Origin of the sequence: Oceanobacillus piezotolerans, assembly GCF_003665065.1 — a bacterium.
Classification (GTDB): Bacteria; Bacillota; Bacilli; order Bacillales; family Amphibacillaceae; genus Oceanobacillus; species Oceanobacillus piezotolerans.
The window spans coordinates 212,766-229,168 of record NZ_RCHR01000005.1; the positions used below are offsets into that span (position 1 = coordinate 212,766).

The 16,403-nt window shown below is 38.3% G+C and carries 19 protein-coding genes; 11 read left to right on the forward strand and 8 right to left on the reverse strand.

Translation table 11 applies throughout. From position 1 onward, the window contains the following. Positions 1-271 precede the first annotated feature (271 nt). Complete coding sequence (locus D8M04_RS14885; RefSeq protein ID WP_121524201.1) at positions 272-1,081, forward strand: TerC family protein; 810 nt, start codon at positions 272-274, stop codon at positions 1,079-1,081. A 183-nt stretch (positions 1,082-1,264) separates the two neighbouring features. Then, positions 1,265-1,621: a DUF488 domain-containing protein gene (locus D8M04_RS14890; protein WP_121524202.1), complete on the forward strand. Its 357-nt coding sequence runs from the start codon at positions 1,265-1,267 to the stop codon at positions 1,619-1,621. 10 nt (positions 1,622-1,631) lie between these two features. On the opposite strand, the gene D8M04_RS14895 is transcribed toward D8M04_RS14890, so the two are convergent. Next, positions 1,632-2,612: a DUF4003 family protein gene (locus D8M04_RS14895; RefSeq protein WP_121524203.1), complete on the reverse strand. Its 981-nt coding sequence runs from the start codon at positions 2,610-2,612 to the stop codon at positions 1,632-1,634. 97 nt (positions 2,613-2,709) lie between these two features. Between D8M04_RS14895 and D8M04_RS14900 the strand changes: the two genes are divergently transcribed. Then, positions 2,710-3,150 (forward strand): OsmC family protein, encoded by a 441-nt coding sequence (locus tag D8M04_RS14900; RefSeq protein ID WP_121524204.1) that lies wholly within the window; start codon positions 2,710-2,712, stop codon positions 3,148-3,150. A gap of 209 nt (positions 3,151-3,359) precedes the next feature. Here the strand turns inward: D8M04_RS14900 and D8M04_RS14905 are convergent, their stop codons facing one another. Continuing rightward, positions 3,360-5,159: a DNA ligase D gene (locus D8M04_RS14905; RefSeq protein ID WP_121524205.1), complete on the reverse strand. Its 1,800-nt coding sequence runs from the start codon at positions 5,157-5,159 to the stop codon at positions 3,360-3,362. A 118-nt stretch (positions 5,160-5,277) separates the two neighbouring features. Here D8M04_RS14905 and ku point away from each other — a divergent pair, with 118 nt between their 5' ends. Then, on the forward strand, positions 5,278-6,126 hold the full coding sequence (gene ku / locus D8M04_RS14910; protein WP_121524206.1) for a non-homologous end joining protein Ku: 849 nt from the start codon (positions 5,278-5,280) through the stop codon (positions 6,124-6,126). Between the two features lie 355 nt (positions 6,127-6,481). Next, positions 6,482-7,492: an acyltransferase family protein gene (locus tag D8M04_RS14915; protein WP_121524207.1), complete on the forward strand. Its 1,011-nt coding sequence runs from the start codon at positions 6,482-6,484 to the stop codon at positions 7,490-7,492. Between the two features lie 38 nt (positions 7,493-7,530). On the opposite strand, the gene D8M04_RS14920 is transcribed toward D8M04_RS14915, so the two are convergent. Further along, complete coding sequence (locus D8M04_RS14920) at positions 7,531-8,874, reverse strand: YjiH family protein (RefSeq protein ID WP_121524208.1); 1,344 nt, start codon at positions 8,872-8,874, stop codon at positions 7,531-7,533. A gap of 189 nt (positions 8,875-9,063) precedes the next feature. Between D8M04_RS14920 and D8M04_RS14925 the strand changes: the two genes are divergently transcribed. From D8M04_RS14925 to D8M04_RS14940, 5 genes are all read left to right on the forward strand, one after another. Continuing rightward, a complete protein-coding gene (locus D8M04_RS14925; RefSeq protein WP_246001278.1) occupies positions 9,064-10,716 on the forward strand; it encodes an ABC1 kinase family protein in 1,653 nt (550 codons plus the stop codon). Then, positions 10,717-11,022: a phasin family protein gene (locus D8M04_RS14930; protein WP_121524209.1), complete on the forward strand. Its 306-nt coding sequence runs from the start codon at positions 10,717-10,719 to the stop codon at positions 11,020-11,022. 140 nt (positions 11,023-11,162) lie between these two features. Beyond that, complete coding sequence (locus D8M04_RS20050; protein WP_158595141.1) at positions 11,163-11,312, forward strand: hypothetical protein; 150 nt, start codon at positions 11,163-11,165, stop codon at positions 11,310-11,312. Positions 11,313-11,448: 136 nt separating this feature from the next. Then, on the forward strand, positions 11,449-11,745 hold the full coding sequence (locus D8M04_RS14935) for a YwdI family protein (protein ID WP_121524210.1): 297 nt from the start codon (positions 11,449-11,451) through the stop codon (positions 11,743-11,745). A 41-nt stretch (positions 11,746-11,786) separates the two neighbouring features. Continuing rightward, a complete protein-coding gene (locus tag D8M04_RS14940) occupies positions 11,787-12,155 on the forward strand; it encodes a DUF423 domain-containing protein (RefSeq protein ID WP_121524211.1) in 369 nt (122 codons plus the stop codon). Here the strand turns inward: D8M04_RS14940 and D8M04_RS14945 are convergent, their stop codons facing one another. The 3 genes from D8M04_RS14945 to hemQ form a co-directional block, all read right to left on the reverse strand. After that, positions 12,156-12,401, reverse strand: a complete 246-nt coding sequence (locus tag D8M04_RS14945) for a hypothetical protein (protein WP_121524212.1) — start codon at positions 12,399-12,401, stop codon at positions 12,156-12,158. It lies immediately after the preceding gene. 109 nt (positions 12,402-12,510) lie between these two features. After that, positions 12,511-12,957, reverse strand: a complete 447-nt coding sequence (gerQ, locus tag D8M04_RS14950) for a spore coat protein GerQ (RefSeq protein WP_121524213.1) — start codon at positions 12,955-12,957, stop codon at positions 12,511-12,513. A gap of 176 nt (positions 12,958-13,133) precedes the next feature. Further along, the gene (gene hemQ, locus D8M04_RS14955; protein ID WP_121524214.1) at positions 13,134-13,886 is read right to left on the reverse strand and encodes a hydrogen peroxide-dependent heme synthase; all 753 of its coding nucleotides are present in this window, start codon (positions 13,884-13,886) and stop codon (positions 13,134-13,136) included. A 275-nt stretch (positions 13,887-14,161) separates the two neighbouring features. Here hemQ and pta point away from each other — a divergent pair, with 275 nt between their 5' ends. Further along, positions 14,162-15,139 carry a phosphate acetyltransferase gene (pta, locus tag D8M04_RS14960; RefSeq protein WP_121524215.1) on the forward strand — a complete coding sequence of 326 codons (978 nt, stop codon included), beginning with the start codon at positions 14,162-14,164 and terminating at the stop codon, positions 15,137-15,139. Here pta and D8M04_RS14965 read toward each other — a convergent pair. After that, complete coding sequence (locus D8M04_RS14965) at positions 15,121-15,480, reverse strand: hypothetical protein (protein WP_121524216.1); 360 nt, start codon at positions 15,478-15,480, stop codon at positions 15,121-15,123. The genes pta and D8M04_RS14965 overlap by 19 nt on opposite strands. 20 nt (positions 15,481-15,500) lie before the next feature. Next, the gene (locus D8M04_RS14970) at positions 15,501-16,355 is read right to left on the reverse strand and encodes a lipoate--protein ligase family protein (RefSeq protein ID WP_121524217.1); all 855 of its coding nucleotides are present in this window, start codon (positions 16,353-16,355) and stop codon (positions 15,501-15,503) included. Positions 16,356-16,403 lie beyond the last annotated feature (48 nt).

The window sequence follows — 16,403 nt, forward strand, 5'->3', positions numbered from 1 at the left end:
TTTGGATTGGGGTAAAGTATAGTAAAATAAATATCCCATGGTAAGGTCCAAGATTGACAATTCTAGTATTTACGTGTTTAATATTAGAAGATATGATTCCTTAAAGGGGAGTAGCTGTACAATTTAAGTCGTCATTACGAGATCTTATCTCCGGCTTGATTGGCAACGTTCGTTGTTAGCGAGACCTTTACCGCCCGCAGGTAAAGGTCTGTCCATTTTATGGTCTTTACCTGTTGGTAAGGACCATTTTTATTTTATTAGGAGAGTGAATATGGGAGCAGAATTAATTCTTGAGTATTTATGGGTATTAGTTGTGCTAGTAGCCTTAGAAGGTTTACTTGCAGCTGATAATGCCTTAGTTTTAGCAATCATGGTACGACATCTTCCCGAAAAGCAACGTAAAAAAGCCCTGTTTTACGGCTTAGCTGGAGCATTTGTACTCCGTTTGGGATCATTATTTGTCATTTCATTCCTTGTTGATGTATGGCAAGTACAAGCACTTGGAGCGTTATACTTACTATTTATGTCATTTAAGAACCTGTATGATCGGTTCCGGCCAAAGAAGCCAGAAGACAGTGTTGAAGATGCAGAAAAGAAAATCAAAGAAGCAGAGGTACACGAAGCATCTCCACGCGAATTTTGGTGGACGGTTGTTAAGGTGGAATTTGCAGACTTAGCTTTTGCGGTAGACTCTATTCTAGCTGCTGTGGCACTTGCTGTAGCTCTGACACCAACTGGGCTTGGGACAATTGGAAGTCTAGATGCAGGACAATTTGCAGTCGTATTTGCTGGTGGTATGATTGGTATTATCATTATGCGATTCGCAGCTAATATCTTTGTAGATATCCTTCATAAACGACCAGCACTGGAAATCGCAGCATTTGTGATTGTTGGCTGGGTGGGTGTGAAATTAGCGGTAATGGTAATGGCTCATCCGGCTATTGCTTGGATTCCTCATGATTTCCCGCATTCTACCGGATGGAAGTTAATCTTCTATGGTGTACTAGTTCTCATTGCTGTCGTTGGATGGTTTGCATCTGGACCGAAGAAAAACGAGCAAAAAGAACAAGAACAGCACTAAATATTTATAAGCAGTCTCCGAATAGGGGGCTGCTTTTTGTTTAACCGTTGAACTTGATTCTTTTTGCTGAGTGAATTTGCTATGGACTAGTGCTCTGGATCCAGTGCGCCACTTATTGGAAAAACTCCACTCTCTAAGGTAGTGTTTTAGTTGTAAGAATCTAAATTAAAGAGGAGGGTTTATATGATTGAGTTACAGCGTATTTATGATAAAAATCAAAATGGGACAGGAGTACGGATTCTAGTCGACCGCCTGTGGCCAAGAGGGATTTCTAAAGAAGAAGCAAAACTTGATTACTGGCTGAAAGAAATTGCTCCATCTAATGAATTGCGAAAGTCATTTCATCAAGGCGATATGGATTTTACTGAATTTAGAAGGAAGTATAAAGAGGAGCTGAAGAATGGGGAACAACGGGAGAATGTAAAGGAATTGAAGCGGCTGGCAAAAGAGAAGGAAAAGATTATTTTACTCTATGGTGCGAAGGATAAGGAGGAAAACCAGGCAGTTATCCTGAAGGAGCTGATAGAGGACGAACAATAGAGGCTCGTCCTTAATCCCCGCCGCCTCCTGAATCACTGGAAGTGCTCGAACTAATATCTGTGATGCTTGAAATGATAACCGCTTGTTGTGCTTGAATGATAGCCTCCATAACGGTATGTATCCCAGCTTCGGTTATATTTGCATCCAATTTTTCAGTTGCATATAAACAAACAGCTAAAAGCAAATTCATATCCTTTTGCCATTTAATATGTTCGTTTAAAGCTTGGTATAGGTCTACTACCTCATTCATGTCAAATGCATTGGAAGGTAGTAGCGCTAGCAGGCCAATAGCAGAATAGTGTGAGGCTTTCGGACGAATGTTTGCTTGACGAAATGTATCAAAAATAGAAGTACAGCGACTAACAAGATAAACAGGAGATTTATCCTCCTCCAGTACGAGGATATGACTTAGGAATTGTAGATGATTTCCTTTTCGAAAGCCATTTTTATTTAATTCGTTGTAAAAGCCTTCTACCTTATCATTAATATTCGTTTCAGTATGGTAGGCTATTAAAGTTGCTAATGGGTAGTCCTCATACCCTGTAAGAAAGGCATGGTTCTTTTTCATTTTATCGTGGATTGCCTTCGACCTTTTAATTACATCATCAACTGAGGAAGTGCTCGTTTGTTTTCTCGTTAATACCAGTGAAGAAGCAATATAAGTATGGGAGCTGGAACTGAATTTATTTTGTCGGAATTTTTCATAAATATGGTATAGCTCCGGGATTTCTTTAGACGGATTGTCGAAATTAACATCTAGCATTGCAGCTACGGTAAACCGCAAATAAGATTTCATCGGAGAGAAAAACCCAGCGTGGCGTTTAAGCTCATCGGCAATTTCTAGATAGTGATTCATACGAAATTCTTTTTGATTCATTACGTATATAGAGGCAGCCATCATGATAATGCGTTTATCCGGAACCTTCCACTTTATCACTTTCGACAATTCGTTATAAATATCTATATAATATTTCACTTTATCTTTTGGCATTTTTCATACCTCCCTTATTTTTTTATACGTTTTCTCTAATCATTTGGTTTCGTTTATGAAAGGAAAATACGTTAAACTATAAATGGAGGTGATCATATTGGCAGAACATCATTTTCATTTAAAGGCAGACTGGCCAGGTGGCAGAAATAGTGAAGGCTATATTGAAGCCGGCAACCTGAAAACAAAAATCTCTATTCCTCCTGAAATGGATGGGCCTGGTGTTGGAACGAACCCAGATGAGATGCTTCTGGGTGCTGCGGCAACCTGCTATATCATTACATTGGCAGCAATGATCGAGAGAGCAAAGTTACCTCTTGATGAAATGTCCCTAGAATCAGAAGGGATTGTAGATGTTACAAATGGCGTTTTTACATACAAAAAAATAATCCATCGCCCCACTGTATCTTTACAAGCAAATGCGACAGAGGAAGAGCACAGGAAAGTAGCACAACTTGTCGAGAAGGCGGAGAAAAGCTGTATGATATCAAGAGCCATCATGGGAAATGTCGAATTAGAGCTGCAACCAACATTGAGGTAAAAGAAGCGCACCACAAGAGGGTGCGCTTTTCGTGTCGGATCGCCGATATATTTTAATAATCGCATTATATTATGAAAACCACCGATATATCGTAATAATCGCCGTTATATCGAGAAAATCACCAATTATTCTTTCGGGTTCGTTAAGCCTTTGCGCCCGAATAGACTTAACTGCAGATTTTGTCGGATTGTAAGGGTTCCTTTCTGTTCTCAAGATCTGATTAATTGCAGCACCTTATCTAAATTCTGCTCCTGGCCGACCTTATAATAATCATGAAAAGGGCATCCCAATTCCTGTACACGCTCTAGTACGTTTTCTATGGTAAATGATGTCGGATGTAATGAATCGGTTACTTCCTCCCAGTACAAAGGTGTAGCAACTGTTGCCTCTTCAGTCATTCGAGTGGAATAAGGGGCAATTAAAGTTTTGTCCTTTCCATGCTGGACATAATCAATGTAAAGTCTTCCTTGTCTATTTTTTTTCATACGTTCGGTTGTAAAAATGTCAGGATGTGTATTCTCGACTGTATAGGCAATTGCCTGGGTAAAAACAGCTGTTTCATCGTAGGTCATACTTCCTTCAGGTATAGGGATGTGAATCTGTATGCCTTTGTTTCCAGAAGTTTTGACAAAGGAATGAAGGCCTAAGTCATCCAGGATAGGTTTAATAAAACGGGCAGCTTGAATGGCTAGGTGAAATTTTTCCCGATTTGGTGGATCGAGATCAAATACAATTTCAATTGGATCCTTGCTAGTCACATACTGGAAGGGGACATGGTATTCCAAAGCACCGTGATTAGCAAACCAAATGAGCGATTCTAAATCTTGACAAAGAATAAGCCTTTCTCCTCCCTCAACAGGTACGCCTTCTATAAATGGAGGAGCGTAATCTGGGAGATGCTTCTGATAAAAAGACTCACCGTGGACCCCATCTGGGCAGCGGATTAACGTCAATGCCCGGTTCTTTAAATAGGGGAGCATATAAGGAGATATCTCCCGGAAGTAAGCAAGCAAATCTCCTTTTGCAAATCCCTGCTTGGGCCAAAATATTTTGTCTGTTTTTGAAATTTCACCTGGAATCATTGCTAAATCGAGTTTTAATTGCAGACTGGTACAATCATTTGCAGAAATAGCGGGCAAAAGAGAGGAAAATGCTGGCTCGCGCAGCTCTTCTCTATATAAATCTAATGTATGGACAGAAGCACATATTGCAGGTGGTAACGTATATACTTTGCCATCCCATTCACCATTCGATAAGAAAAGCTGCTTTAAGGTATCAGCTGCGTCTCCGTCTAGTCCATGTTTTACTTTTCCCACTTCTACGATTACATCCTGATTAAATACGCGAAAAGAATAATAGCCGTTATCTGGGTTGTAAGTCGTCACGAAACCTTGAATGGTTCGCCAATTCTTTATTTTAAACCAGTCTCTATGTCCTTTTCCTGACGTATAAAGACTGTTTTTCCTTTTGGCAATCATTCCCTCTCCTTTGTACTCAAAGACCTTTCTCCATAATTCATTCGAATTTGAATATGCCTTTACATATTGAATAAATTGTTCTCCACTTAGATTATTACAAAAGGCTTCTAATGACTGCTTTCGCAAGTGGAATGCTTTAGACTCATAAGATACTCCATTTTCAGCTATCATATCAAAGGCCATAAAGGCGGCAGGCCGTTTTTGACTTTCTTTCTCGATCCTTTGTTTATCCTTTAATCTTCCGCGCTTTTGTATCCAAGAGAAGTTTGCTTGAAAGGCATTATTTAACACCACTAATTCCCCATCTAAACGAACAGGCAAATATTTGCTAATGATTGCTTCGTTATTATGACAATATGTAACAATTTCGGGGAATTGTGCCGTAAGATCTGTGTTATTTTTACTGATTAACTTTACATTCCCGTCGACATTCCAATCCAGAATACAACGAAATCCATCATATTTCACTTCATACACCCACTCCTCTCCATTTGGGATGTCCTCACTGACAATCGGTTTCATAATATTCATCCGAACATACCTCCTCTAATTTAGCTTAACCAAATGATGAACGTAAAAGATTACCATTTTTTTACAGCATACAGGGTGAATCAGATTGCCAAACTAAATTCAGGAGGGAGGTTCTTTCATGCATACGATGTGGAAAGGAACAATAAGCTTTGGGCTTGTAAATATTCCAGTTAAAATGCATGCAGCCACAGAGAATAAAGATGTTAAGCTAAGGCAGCTGCATAAGGAATGCAAGTCACCGGTAAAATATGAAAAGGTTTGTCCAGTATGTGAACAGGAATTAAAAGAGGAAGATATCGTCAAAGCTTATGAATATGCAAAAAATAAGTTTGTCATTTTAGATGAAGAGGATTTAAAGGCCATTAAAAAAGAACAAGGTGATAAAGCAGTTGAAATTGTCGACTTTGTAAAGCTTGAGGAAATTGACCCCATTTATTTTGAGAAAAGCTATTACCTGTCACCGAATGAGGGTGGAAGTAAGGCGTATAGTTTATTGCGAAAAGCCCTTGAAGAAACCGGCAAGATAGGGATAGCAAAAATGATGATACGCTCCAAGGAACAGCTAGCCGTTATCCGAGTATATAAAAACGCACTTGTTGTCGAAACGATTCATTATCCAGATGAGGTTCGGAGTGTCCAGGATGTTCCGAATGTACCTGAAGCAACTGAAATTGGCACGAAGGAACTTGATACGGCGAAAATGCTGATTGAGCAATTAACCGCAGCTTTTGAACCAGAAAAATATAAAGATGATTATCGAACATCGCTGCTCGATTTAATTGAAGAGAAGAAAAATACTGAGCAGGTTGCTACAGCTAAAGATAAAGCGGTACCGAATAATGTAACCAACTTAATGGACGCCCTTCAAGCTTCACTAGACCGAGCCAAAAAGGAAAAGCCGAAGCCGAAACCAGCTAACCCAAAACGAAAAACAAAAACGGCTGTAAAGAAAAAGGCAACATCATAAATGTCTCCATTATGGAGGCGTTTTTTACATAAGCTGCAGCAGGAGCAACAGTAGGGTTTCTGAAAAAAAGAGAAGTTATCTGCTTAATTCGATTTATAGGTAAGTGTTTTTGATTCCGACGTTGGGGTACATATAGAAGAAAGGAAAAGCAACATAGCGTGTTAGTTATTATATACCAATAAAAGGGGGAATTTCCTTCATTTACTATTTAAACACGAAATTCAATTACAATATTGTCACATTTTTTTCAGCAACCTTACAATCCGTTGACAATGGGCGGTTATAGATGATTTTTCTTTCAAAAAGGAGTAAATTGTATAATACAATTATAAATTATGTTGGAGGAGAAGGGAAAATGGAGCGAAACGCATTTTTTGATAATGCGAAAGTACTGTTAATCTTTCTGGTCGTATTTGGTCATATGATTCAGCCATTTACTTCCGAATCACACATCGTAAATACTCTGTACCTGTGGATTTACACCTTTCATATGCCTGCTTTCATTCTATTATCTGGTTTCTTTGCGAAAGGTGCGTCCGATAAAGGCTACATTGCTAAGCTTGCCAAGAAATTATTAGTTCCATATCTCATTTTTCAAATTTTATATACATTGTTTTACTTTTGGATAGGTAAGGAAGGATGGAATACCGGCATTTTTTATCCGCAATGGTCCTTGTGGTTCTTGTTTAGTTTATTTAGCTGGCATATTCTGCTGATTGGGTTTAAGAAACTAGCACCTCAATATGGGATTTCACTTGCAGTGCTGATTGGGTTATTGGTTGGTTATATAGGTGATATCGGACACACATTCAGTCTATCGAGGACACTTGTATTCTTTCCGTTTTTCTTAATCGGCTATTGGTTGACGCAAAAACAAATTCTGATGGTTAAGAGGCCAGCAGTAAAATTAGTGTCGATCTTTATACTAATCGGAGTTGGTATCTCCTTAGCCATTGCCCCGGATCTTAATTCTGGTTGGTTATTAGCTTCTAAATCCTATGTTGACTTAGGTTTGGTCGAGTTAGGCGGGCTAGCAAGGCTGCTTGTTTATTTAACAGCAGCATTGATGACCGTAAGTATCCTTGCTTGGGTTCCACAGCAGAACTTCGGCTGGGTAACGGATATCGGAAGAAAGACATTATACGTCTATTTATTACACGGATTCTTCATTCAATGGTTCCGTGAGAAGAATCTTTTTGATGTTAGTAATGTACTGGATATTACAGGTCTTGCTGTCCTTTCGGCGCTTATTGTCATTCTGTTGTCGAGTAATCCAATTAGACTCATTTCACAGCCAATTATTGAATGTAAAGCTTCCTTGTTAAAAAAGAGATGGCAAGAGAATCATAGCCAGCACCAACTATAAAAAAAACCCCCTTATTCACTGCGAATAAGGGGGTTTTTTTAAAAGATTAGATGTGCCATTAATGCAATAACTGGTAAAGTTATAATAGTACGCAATAAGAAAATGATAATTAAGTCCAGGAAGGTCACAGGGATTTTTGATCCCAGCAGTAATCCGCCAACCTCAGACATGTAAATTAATTGTGTAACAGATAGAGCAGCGATCACAAATCGAGTGAGCTCTGATTCGATGCTTGCTCCTAAAATTGATGGGAGAAACATATCAGCAAAACCTATTAACACCGTTTCGGATGCTTCCTGTGCGTAAGGGATTTGCAATAACTCAAGAAACGGAATAAATGGTGCCCCTAACCATTGGAAGAATGGAGTATACTCAGCGATAATAAGTGCAATCAATCCAAATGCCATCACAATAGGTGCAACACCCATCCACATATCTAGGATATTTTGTCCGCCTTCTTTAAAAAATTTGTAGACACTGTTTTCTTTCTTGGCGCGTTCAAGGGCATTTTTATAACCATACGTTAAGACGTTATAGCCTTTTGGCAGACTTTCATCAATCTGTTCCGACGATTCATTTACATAGGTATCCGCCTTTCTTGATAAAGGTGGGATCCGCGGCATAATAAGTGCTGCAACTAAACCAGCAACTACAATAGTAAGATAAAATGGTGCAAACATTTCCCCTAAGTCAACTGTGTCAAGCACTACTAATGAGAATGTAATGGACACAATAGAGAAGGTCGTACCAATAACTGCAGCCTCACGCTTTGTATAAAAGCCTTCCTCGTATTGTTTACTTGTTAAGAGTACTCCGATTGTTCCATCGCCAATCCAGGAGGCGATAGCATCGATAGAAGAACGTCCAGGTAATTTAAATAACGGACGCATAACTTTTTGCATCATCGTACCAAAAAACTCCAGCAAACCAAAATTCGTTAATAAAGGCAAAAATAAACCTGCGAATAAAAATACTGCAAAAAGCACATGCAATAAACTGTCTAATAACAATTGTCCCGTATTTGGTCCGTGAATTGCTTCGGGTCCAAGTCTAAAGAAGACCATCACAGCAAAAATAGCAGCTAGCACTCTAGTAATCGTCCAGAATACACTAGTATGGAATAATTGATGGAAGAATGGTGTTTTACTAAATGTTTGTTCACCGCCGAACTTAGCGATTAACGTAAAAACAGCAGTAAAGACAATAATGACCATCATGATAGCCGATAGCTGACTGCTTAACAGTGCTTGTACCCAATTAGCAAAGAAGGCGATTGGAATAGTTAAACCTTCTTCAGTTGAAACAGGGATAATAAATAAAAATATTCCTATTAGGGAAGGAATAATGAATTTTATATGTGTACTTAACTTAAAGTCTTTCATAATAACTTTAGCCTACTTTCCTTTGGTGATTTCTTGCATAATTATACAATGAGATGAAATATTATTCAATATAAACTTGCATCATTTCATTTGTCTATAAATGGAAGTTTCCTATATGGTTAAAAGAGGAATAGATACAGCATATTGGTTATAAGAATAGAAAAAGCTTGATTTCTGAGGTGTTAATCGGTGAAGAGAATAAAGTACAATCTTGTTTATCGCAGTACAGTGATTGTTTGGATGGTTATCAAGTTTATTGCAAAAATATATATTTTTTATTTCCGGACTTCCATTTGGGATGAAAAAACAAAGAAAAAATGGAATGAGCTTTTAGTTAATATGGCTAAGGAGTACCGGATGAAGGCTGAAAAGCTTGGCGGGATCCTAATTAAAGTCGGTCAGTTTTTAAGTACAAGAACCGATTTTATGCCAGAGGTTTTTATTAAACAACTTACGGAATTAGTAGACCATGTACCACCTATGCCTTATGAATACGCAAAGAAAACACTGGAGGAAGAGTGGGGAACTCAAGTTGAAACGAATTTGAAATACATAAATAAATCTTCCATCGCCTCTGCTTCAATTGGGGAGGTATATCACGGGTATTTAAATGATGGAACAGAGGTAGCAATCAAAGTACGGCGCTATCGAATTAACGAAGTATTTCATAAGGACTTTGTCGCGCTTCGAATGGTATTTTGGATTCTAAAGGTGTTTACAGGCTTTGGAAAAAAGGCTGATTTGAACGCATTATATAGAGAACTAGTTGAAGTCATGGATCGAGAATTAGATTTTGAACAAGAATTAGGCTTTGGGAAGTACTTTCAGGAACGATATAAAGATGAAGAAACCATTCGTATCCCAGAGTATTATGAAGAACTCAGCACAAAGAAAGTGCTGGTAATGGAATGGATCCATGGAGCAAAAATAACAGATCAAGAGTTTTATCATGAATACCACATAGATAGGGAACAGACAGCCAAGAACATCTTTGAATTCTATATGGACCAGTTTTTAAACCCTGGGAAGTTTCATGCAGATCCGCATTCAGGCAATCTTCTCATTCAAAAAAATGGACAAATAGCGATTATTGACTTCGGGATGATTGGAGAAATAAAGAAAAAAGATATTGACCAATTTAAATTATTAATTCAGGGATTTATAATTGAAAACTATGATATTGTAGTGGATGCGCTTGACAAGATGAACTTTCTTCTTCCTGATGCAGACAAGAAAAAAATGAAACGTATTATCCGGGAAACGGTAGAAGTATATTCGGATGGCTCCTTAAAGAATTTCGATGCTGCAGTGGTGGATCAGATTTATGAAGAACTTAATGTTATTATGAGAGACCAAGCCATACAAATGCCTGCGAATTATGCTTATTTGCTAAGGGCAATGTCGATTGTGGTTGGGGTGATTATCTCTGTTAACCCACAGATCGATATTATCAAGTGGGCCAAACCAATCATAAAGGATTGGTTTGGGAGAAGAAGTATTGTGGAATCTATAACAAAGCAATATGTAAAAAATGCAACAGAGCCATTGTTATCTTATCCTAAAGCATTGCTTAACTTTTTGGAAAATGGGGAAAAGGATAGGAAATGGGATAAGGAAAAACACTATATCCAATTAAAACATCAATATTATTTACTTTTGGATATCCTATCCTTTATCATGATAATAGTAGGTATCAGTTTACTATCCTATGGACTAAGCGTCGCAGCTAACAGCTTTATCGTAATAGGCACAATCATCTCAGGTATCTTTACTATACTAATAAGCATTACCTTAATGATGCATTATCGATTAATTCGTAAAAGGCGTAAGGAGGTGCAGTAAATGAGTGATTATTTGAAAAAGGGATTTTTATTGGGTCTCGGAGCAGCTATCAGCGGGAAGGAAAAGCTGGAAAAGAAGCTGAAGGAACTAGTTGACAAAAACGAGCTAAGTCAAGAACAAGCAAAAACGGTGATGCAGAACTTTATTGACAAAGGTGACTTAAAAACCGGAGAATGGAGTTCAAAACAAAAGGATCAAGTCAAGAAAACAGCATCCGATTTTGGTTTAGCAACGAAGGAAGAAGTAGAGGAACTTCGTCTAAGAATAATAGAATTAGAATCAAAGTTTAATGAAAAAGAAGAGTAAGATATAGAGTGGGCAAAACCTTTGCTCACTCTTTTTAAACTAAAATGTTTTTTAAAAAATTAATTATGTTCTTGATTTTCTGAAAGAACCAATGTACAATTGCTTTAAAATATAAGGTGTTCGTATTGGAGGTATATGGCGTGATAATAAGCTTTCTGCAGATGTTTGAAGAAACGAGAAAAAAACTTGGAAGGCAATTGCAAGAAGAGGAAATCCAATTTTTGCAATGGATGTACAATCGCTATATAGAAGAACAACCTGATATGGATGTGGAATATTCAAGTAGTTAATAAAACACTTTAAATAATAAATATTGTGAGCGTCTAATAACTCTGGAGAACTTCTATCTCTGGAGTTATTTGCATTGGTTTTCTATGTTTCGTCGGTTATAATAAACCAAGGAATGATTATGAAGGAGCGTAGTAAATGGCAGTTTCAAATAACACCATCATTAATAAGATGATTGCTGAATTACAAAAAGCAAGAGAGCTTGAGCACCAAGAGGAGAAAGTGATTAAGCATATAGAGAATGTGAGATTATTATGTGACTTATTTTTAGAAGAAGATACGGTTACACGGGAGTCAAGTACGGAGATAACGCAAACAGAATTAAAAGCAATGCTTGGGGAGAAAGGGACGAGTCAAACGCAGAGCAATACGTTTAAGCGTTCATACGATCCACAAGCAGATGATGCAAATGGCTCATCGATTTTCGACTTTTAATCAACTTTCAAAATCTTGCTAAATGGAAAGGGGAAACCATCATGAAATTATTCATCATATTAGGAGCAATTAATGGCTTCCTGGCAGTCGCTTTAGGTGCCTTTGGAGCACACGGATTAGAATCAAGGTTAGCTGAAAAACAATTAGGAACTTGGAATACTGCTGTTCAATATCAAATGTTTCATACGATGGCATTGCTGGCAACTGGAATCCTTCTAAGCAAGATTTCAGCCGGAGGACTACACTGGGCTGGATGGATGTTTTTCGTCGGTATTATCCTGTTCTCAGGCAGTCTTTATATTTATTCGCTTACTACTATTAAGACCTTTGCCATGATTACTCCTATTGGTGGAGTTGCATTTCTAATTGGCTGGGTTCTGCTCGGTATAGTTGTTTTGAGGAACGTGTAACTAGAAGAGCAAATAAGTTGCAAATATAAACAGAAGGAAGGCACGAATAGCTTGTTTTCCAGCGTGCGGTACATCATTTTTTTGATAATATATTAATCCATCACAAAGTAAACTTAAAGACAGTAAATAGATGCAAAGTACAATAAGAAAAAGAAATCCTTTTATAAGTGCGAAGGTACCTAGTATGATAACGATGCCTAATGAAACTAACTCAATTAAAGCAAATTTCTTCATGGGATGTCGCATCATCTTCGCTCCTTAATCGGATATGTTTATAGAAAAAGTGTAAGAAGAAGGATGACACAGGATAGAGTTGTCTTCCTTCTTTTTATAAAATTCCTTCTAATATATAGTTTTATCTCGGTGGAAAGCTCACCATTTGTTGCTGTGCAGTACCAGCTGACCCTGGATATAAGTAATTAATCTCTTCGCCAAACTCGACAAAATCTAAATAAACCATTAATAATAAGTATCTTCTTCCTGTCTCAGGTTCACTTATAATGATATGATCGCGGCCGGCAGCTTCAATGATTCCAGTAAATTGTCGCGAATTATATTCCCTATTGCCTTCGAATGTCATATAGAATGTAGCTAATTTTCCTTTGTTGAGCCTTAGAATATTTTCAATATAAGACTGCTGAAGTGGCAACATCCCTGGAACATCAGAACCTTGCTGTTGTGTTTGCTGGCCTTGCCCAAACGATTGAGGTGGCATTGTTCTCGTATAAGCTGGATAGTAGGCCTGTGGATAGTAATAGTAAGGATAAGCTCCGTAATTTGCATTCGTATTGTTCTCTGTCATCTAAATCCCTCCTTGTTTATTTCTATTTCAGTGGAAAAAGTAATTCCACTGAAAAAGTTTTTTCATAAAACTGATTGTTTCATTCCCTAAACTCAATACCTATATCTATGTTAATTACAATACGAAAATGACAAAAAAATAGAAGGACTAAAAAAGTCCTTCCATTTCTAAATTGCTTATAACGCGAAGTAAGTAGTTATGTCCTCTTTTGGTAAATAGTTTCCAATAATAAAATCACCAAATTCGCCGTATTTAGCAGTAACTTCATCAAAGCGCATTTCATATACAATTTTTTTGAATTGAAGCGGGTCGTGCGCAAATAAGGTAACGCCCCATTCCCATTCATCTAACCCTATGGAACCGCTGATAATTTCTTTTACAAGTCCAGCATATTTACGACCGGTCATACCATGCTCGTATAATAGTTGTGTTCTTTCTTCTTTGGAGATTTCGAACCAGTTTGCGTCTTTCCAGCGACGACGAGCCATAGGATAGAAGCAGGCATGCTCCCATTTTGGAAGGATCGGCTTCAAGCGTGCTTCTACTCTCGGGTCCAATTCACGGTCTTTTCCACCTTCCATTGGGTTATGCATCGTCATTTCTACAATGGACACATAGGAATATCCAGGAATAAGAAAGTCTCCAATTTTCGATTTATTTAATTCTCTTTTAACTTCTTCTAGCTCATCCATAGAAGGGCGTAAGAAGATAAACATAAGGTCTGCCTTGTTACCAACTACTTTGTAGAGGGATTGGCTTCCGTTTTTCTCTTCTTCCACTGCATCCCATTTGGCAAGCAGTGCTTTAAACTCTTCCACTGCTTCCTGTCTTTCTTGTTCGGATACAATTTTCCATGATGCCCAGTCAAATGTGCGTGTGTCATGAAGTACGCACCAGCCATCCATTGTCACAACTGCCTCTGCTGCCATACTTATTCTCTCCTTCATCATTATGTATTATAGGTCCACTCCCTTAGTAAGAAAAAGAGATGTGGAATTGGATTGATCTTTATTTTTACTATAGCACAATTAGGGTATCCTATCACTTGGAAGGGTTACCATTTTCGGTAATATTAATGTATTGTCAATCCTTTGTCAAAAAGTGTTAAAATGTGAAGGCAATTCCTTTAATTATTCGTTAAATTCCTTTAACATATTATAAGGAAACAAATCATAAAAGTGGAACACATTGGAGGAAAAAAAACATGGCAAACTTATTTGAGCAGCTTACAGAGAAAATCTCTTCGAAAAATAAGAAAATTGTTTTTCCCGAAGGATTAGATGAACGTATTTTAACAGCAGCGGCGAAGTTGAGCAAAGAAGGAATTGTGCACCCAATCTTAATTGGAAATAAAGAAGAGGTAAACAGTAAAGCAAAAGAAGTTGGTGTAGATGTATCTTCTTGTGAGATCATCGATCCTAATAAATATGAAGCTTTTGGCGAATTGGTTTCAGCCTTCGTGGAGCGCCGTAAAGGAAAAGCAACGGAAGAAGACGCTCGTAAAATTTTACTCGACGAAAACTATTTTGGAACGATGCTTGTTTATTTAAATAAAGCGGACGGATTAGTAAGTGGTGCAGCTCATTCCACAGCAGACACAGTACGCCCAGCATTGCAAATCATTAAAACAAAAGAAGGCGTAAAGAAGACATCTGGCGTGTTCATCATGGTACGCGAAGAGGAAAAGTATGTATTCGCTGATTGTGCCATTAACATTGCCCCAGACAGCAATGATTTAGCAGAAATTGCAGTAGAAAGTGCGGTAACAGCTAACTTGTTTGGAGTAGACCCACGTGTAGCTATGCTAAGCTTCTCAACAAAAGGCTCAGCAAAATCACCGGAAACAGAGAAAGTAGAAGAAGCATTGAAGATTGCAAAGGAAAAAGATCAATCTCTTGTTATTGATGGAGAATTCCAATTCGATGCTGCCATTGTACCAAGTGTGGCTCAGAAAAAAGCTCCAGATTCTGTACTTAAAGGGGACGCGAATGTATTTGTATTCCCAAGCCTGGAAGCTGGAAATATTGGATATAAAATTGCACAACGCTTAGGTAACTTCGAAGCTGTCGGGCCAATTTTACAAGGGTTGAACAAACCGGTAAATGACTTATCTCGTGGTTGTAGTGCAGAAGACGTTTATAATTTAGCGATCATTACAGCTGCTCAAGCAGTTGGTGAATAAAGAATACAGGCTGCATCTATTGTAAATAGATGCAGCCTTTTTACTCTTTGTAAAGTTAGAGAGAAATGTGAAGACATCGCCTTCGGTGGGAGAGCATCGCCCTTGAGCGAAGAAACATCACCTTCGAGAGGGGAAACATCGCCTTCCAGGGGGAGAGCATCGCCCTTGAGCGAAGAAACATCACCTTCGAGAAGAGAAACATCGCCTTCCAGGGGGAGAGCATCACCCTTGAGCGAAGAAACATCACCTTCGAGAGGGGAAACATCGCCTTCCAGGGGGAGAGCATCGTCCTTGAGCAAAGAAACATCACCTTCGAGCGGAAGAACATCGCCCCCGCCCAACTCAGAAACATCACCTTATTTCACTCCTGCAACCGTGCAACATACTCATTTCGTTTCAGCATTTGTTTGTACCGCTTTTCAAACGTTTCTAATTCTGCAGCCGAGAACGCTGGATTCACAACTTCATTACTAAAATCGCTCAGAGCATGATATACTCTTTCTTTCATCTCCTCGACAGTTAAAGAAACCCCGAGTAATTCTGATAAAGAAGCCATAACTTCTGGTTTAACATCTGGATAGGCAAATCGTGTTTCTTCATTCTTTTTGCTGAGTTGGTAAAATTCTCGAATGATGCTTGCTCGCTCATAACTATTTCCTTCCACATCTAAATAGATTTGAATGGCGGCACCATCTTTAACTCTTCGTTGTGAAATTCCAGCAAACTTCCGCCCGCCAATACTAAGATCATAATCACCAGGACAGTAGGAGTGAACGATTTCATATGCTTTAATATCGTCCGTCAAATCCCGGAGCATGTATTGCACGAAGCTCACCATGGCTTCATAACAATCATGAATGGAGATATGTTTAATACCAGGGATAACTAGGGAAAGATTAAGTACGCCTTCATCTAAGGCGACAGCTAGTCCGCCTGAATTTCGAACGACTGCAGAATATCCCTTTTCCTTCAAGAAAGATACCCCTTCATCTATATAAGGTAATTTCGCGTCCGGTATACCGAGCACGATGGTATTGGGATGCACCCATAGCCTTAGAGCTGGCGGAGATTCCTGATTACTTACTGAAATTGCTAAGGAATCGTCAACAGCAAAGGATGTTAAAGCTGTATAAGGTTTACCTGCAAATTGAGATTCTGTTGAATGGTCTATATATCGAAAGGTTTTATGCTGAATCACCTGTTGCCAATTTTTCATTTTTTCCACCTTACCCTTTTTTCAAGTCATTAACTATTATATAATGAA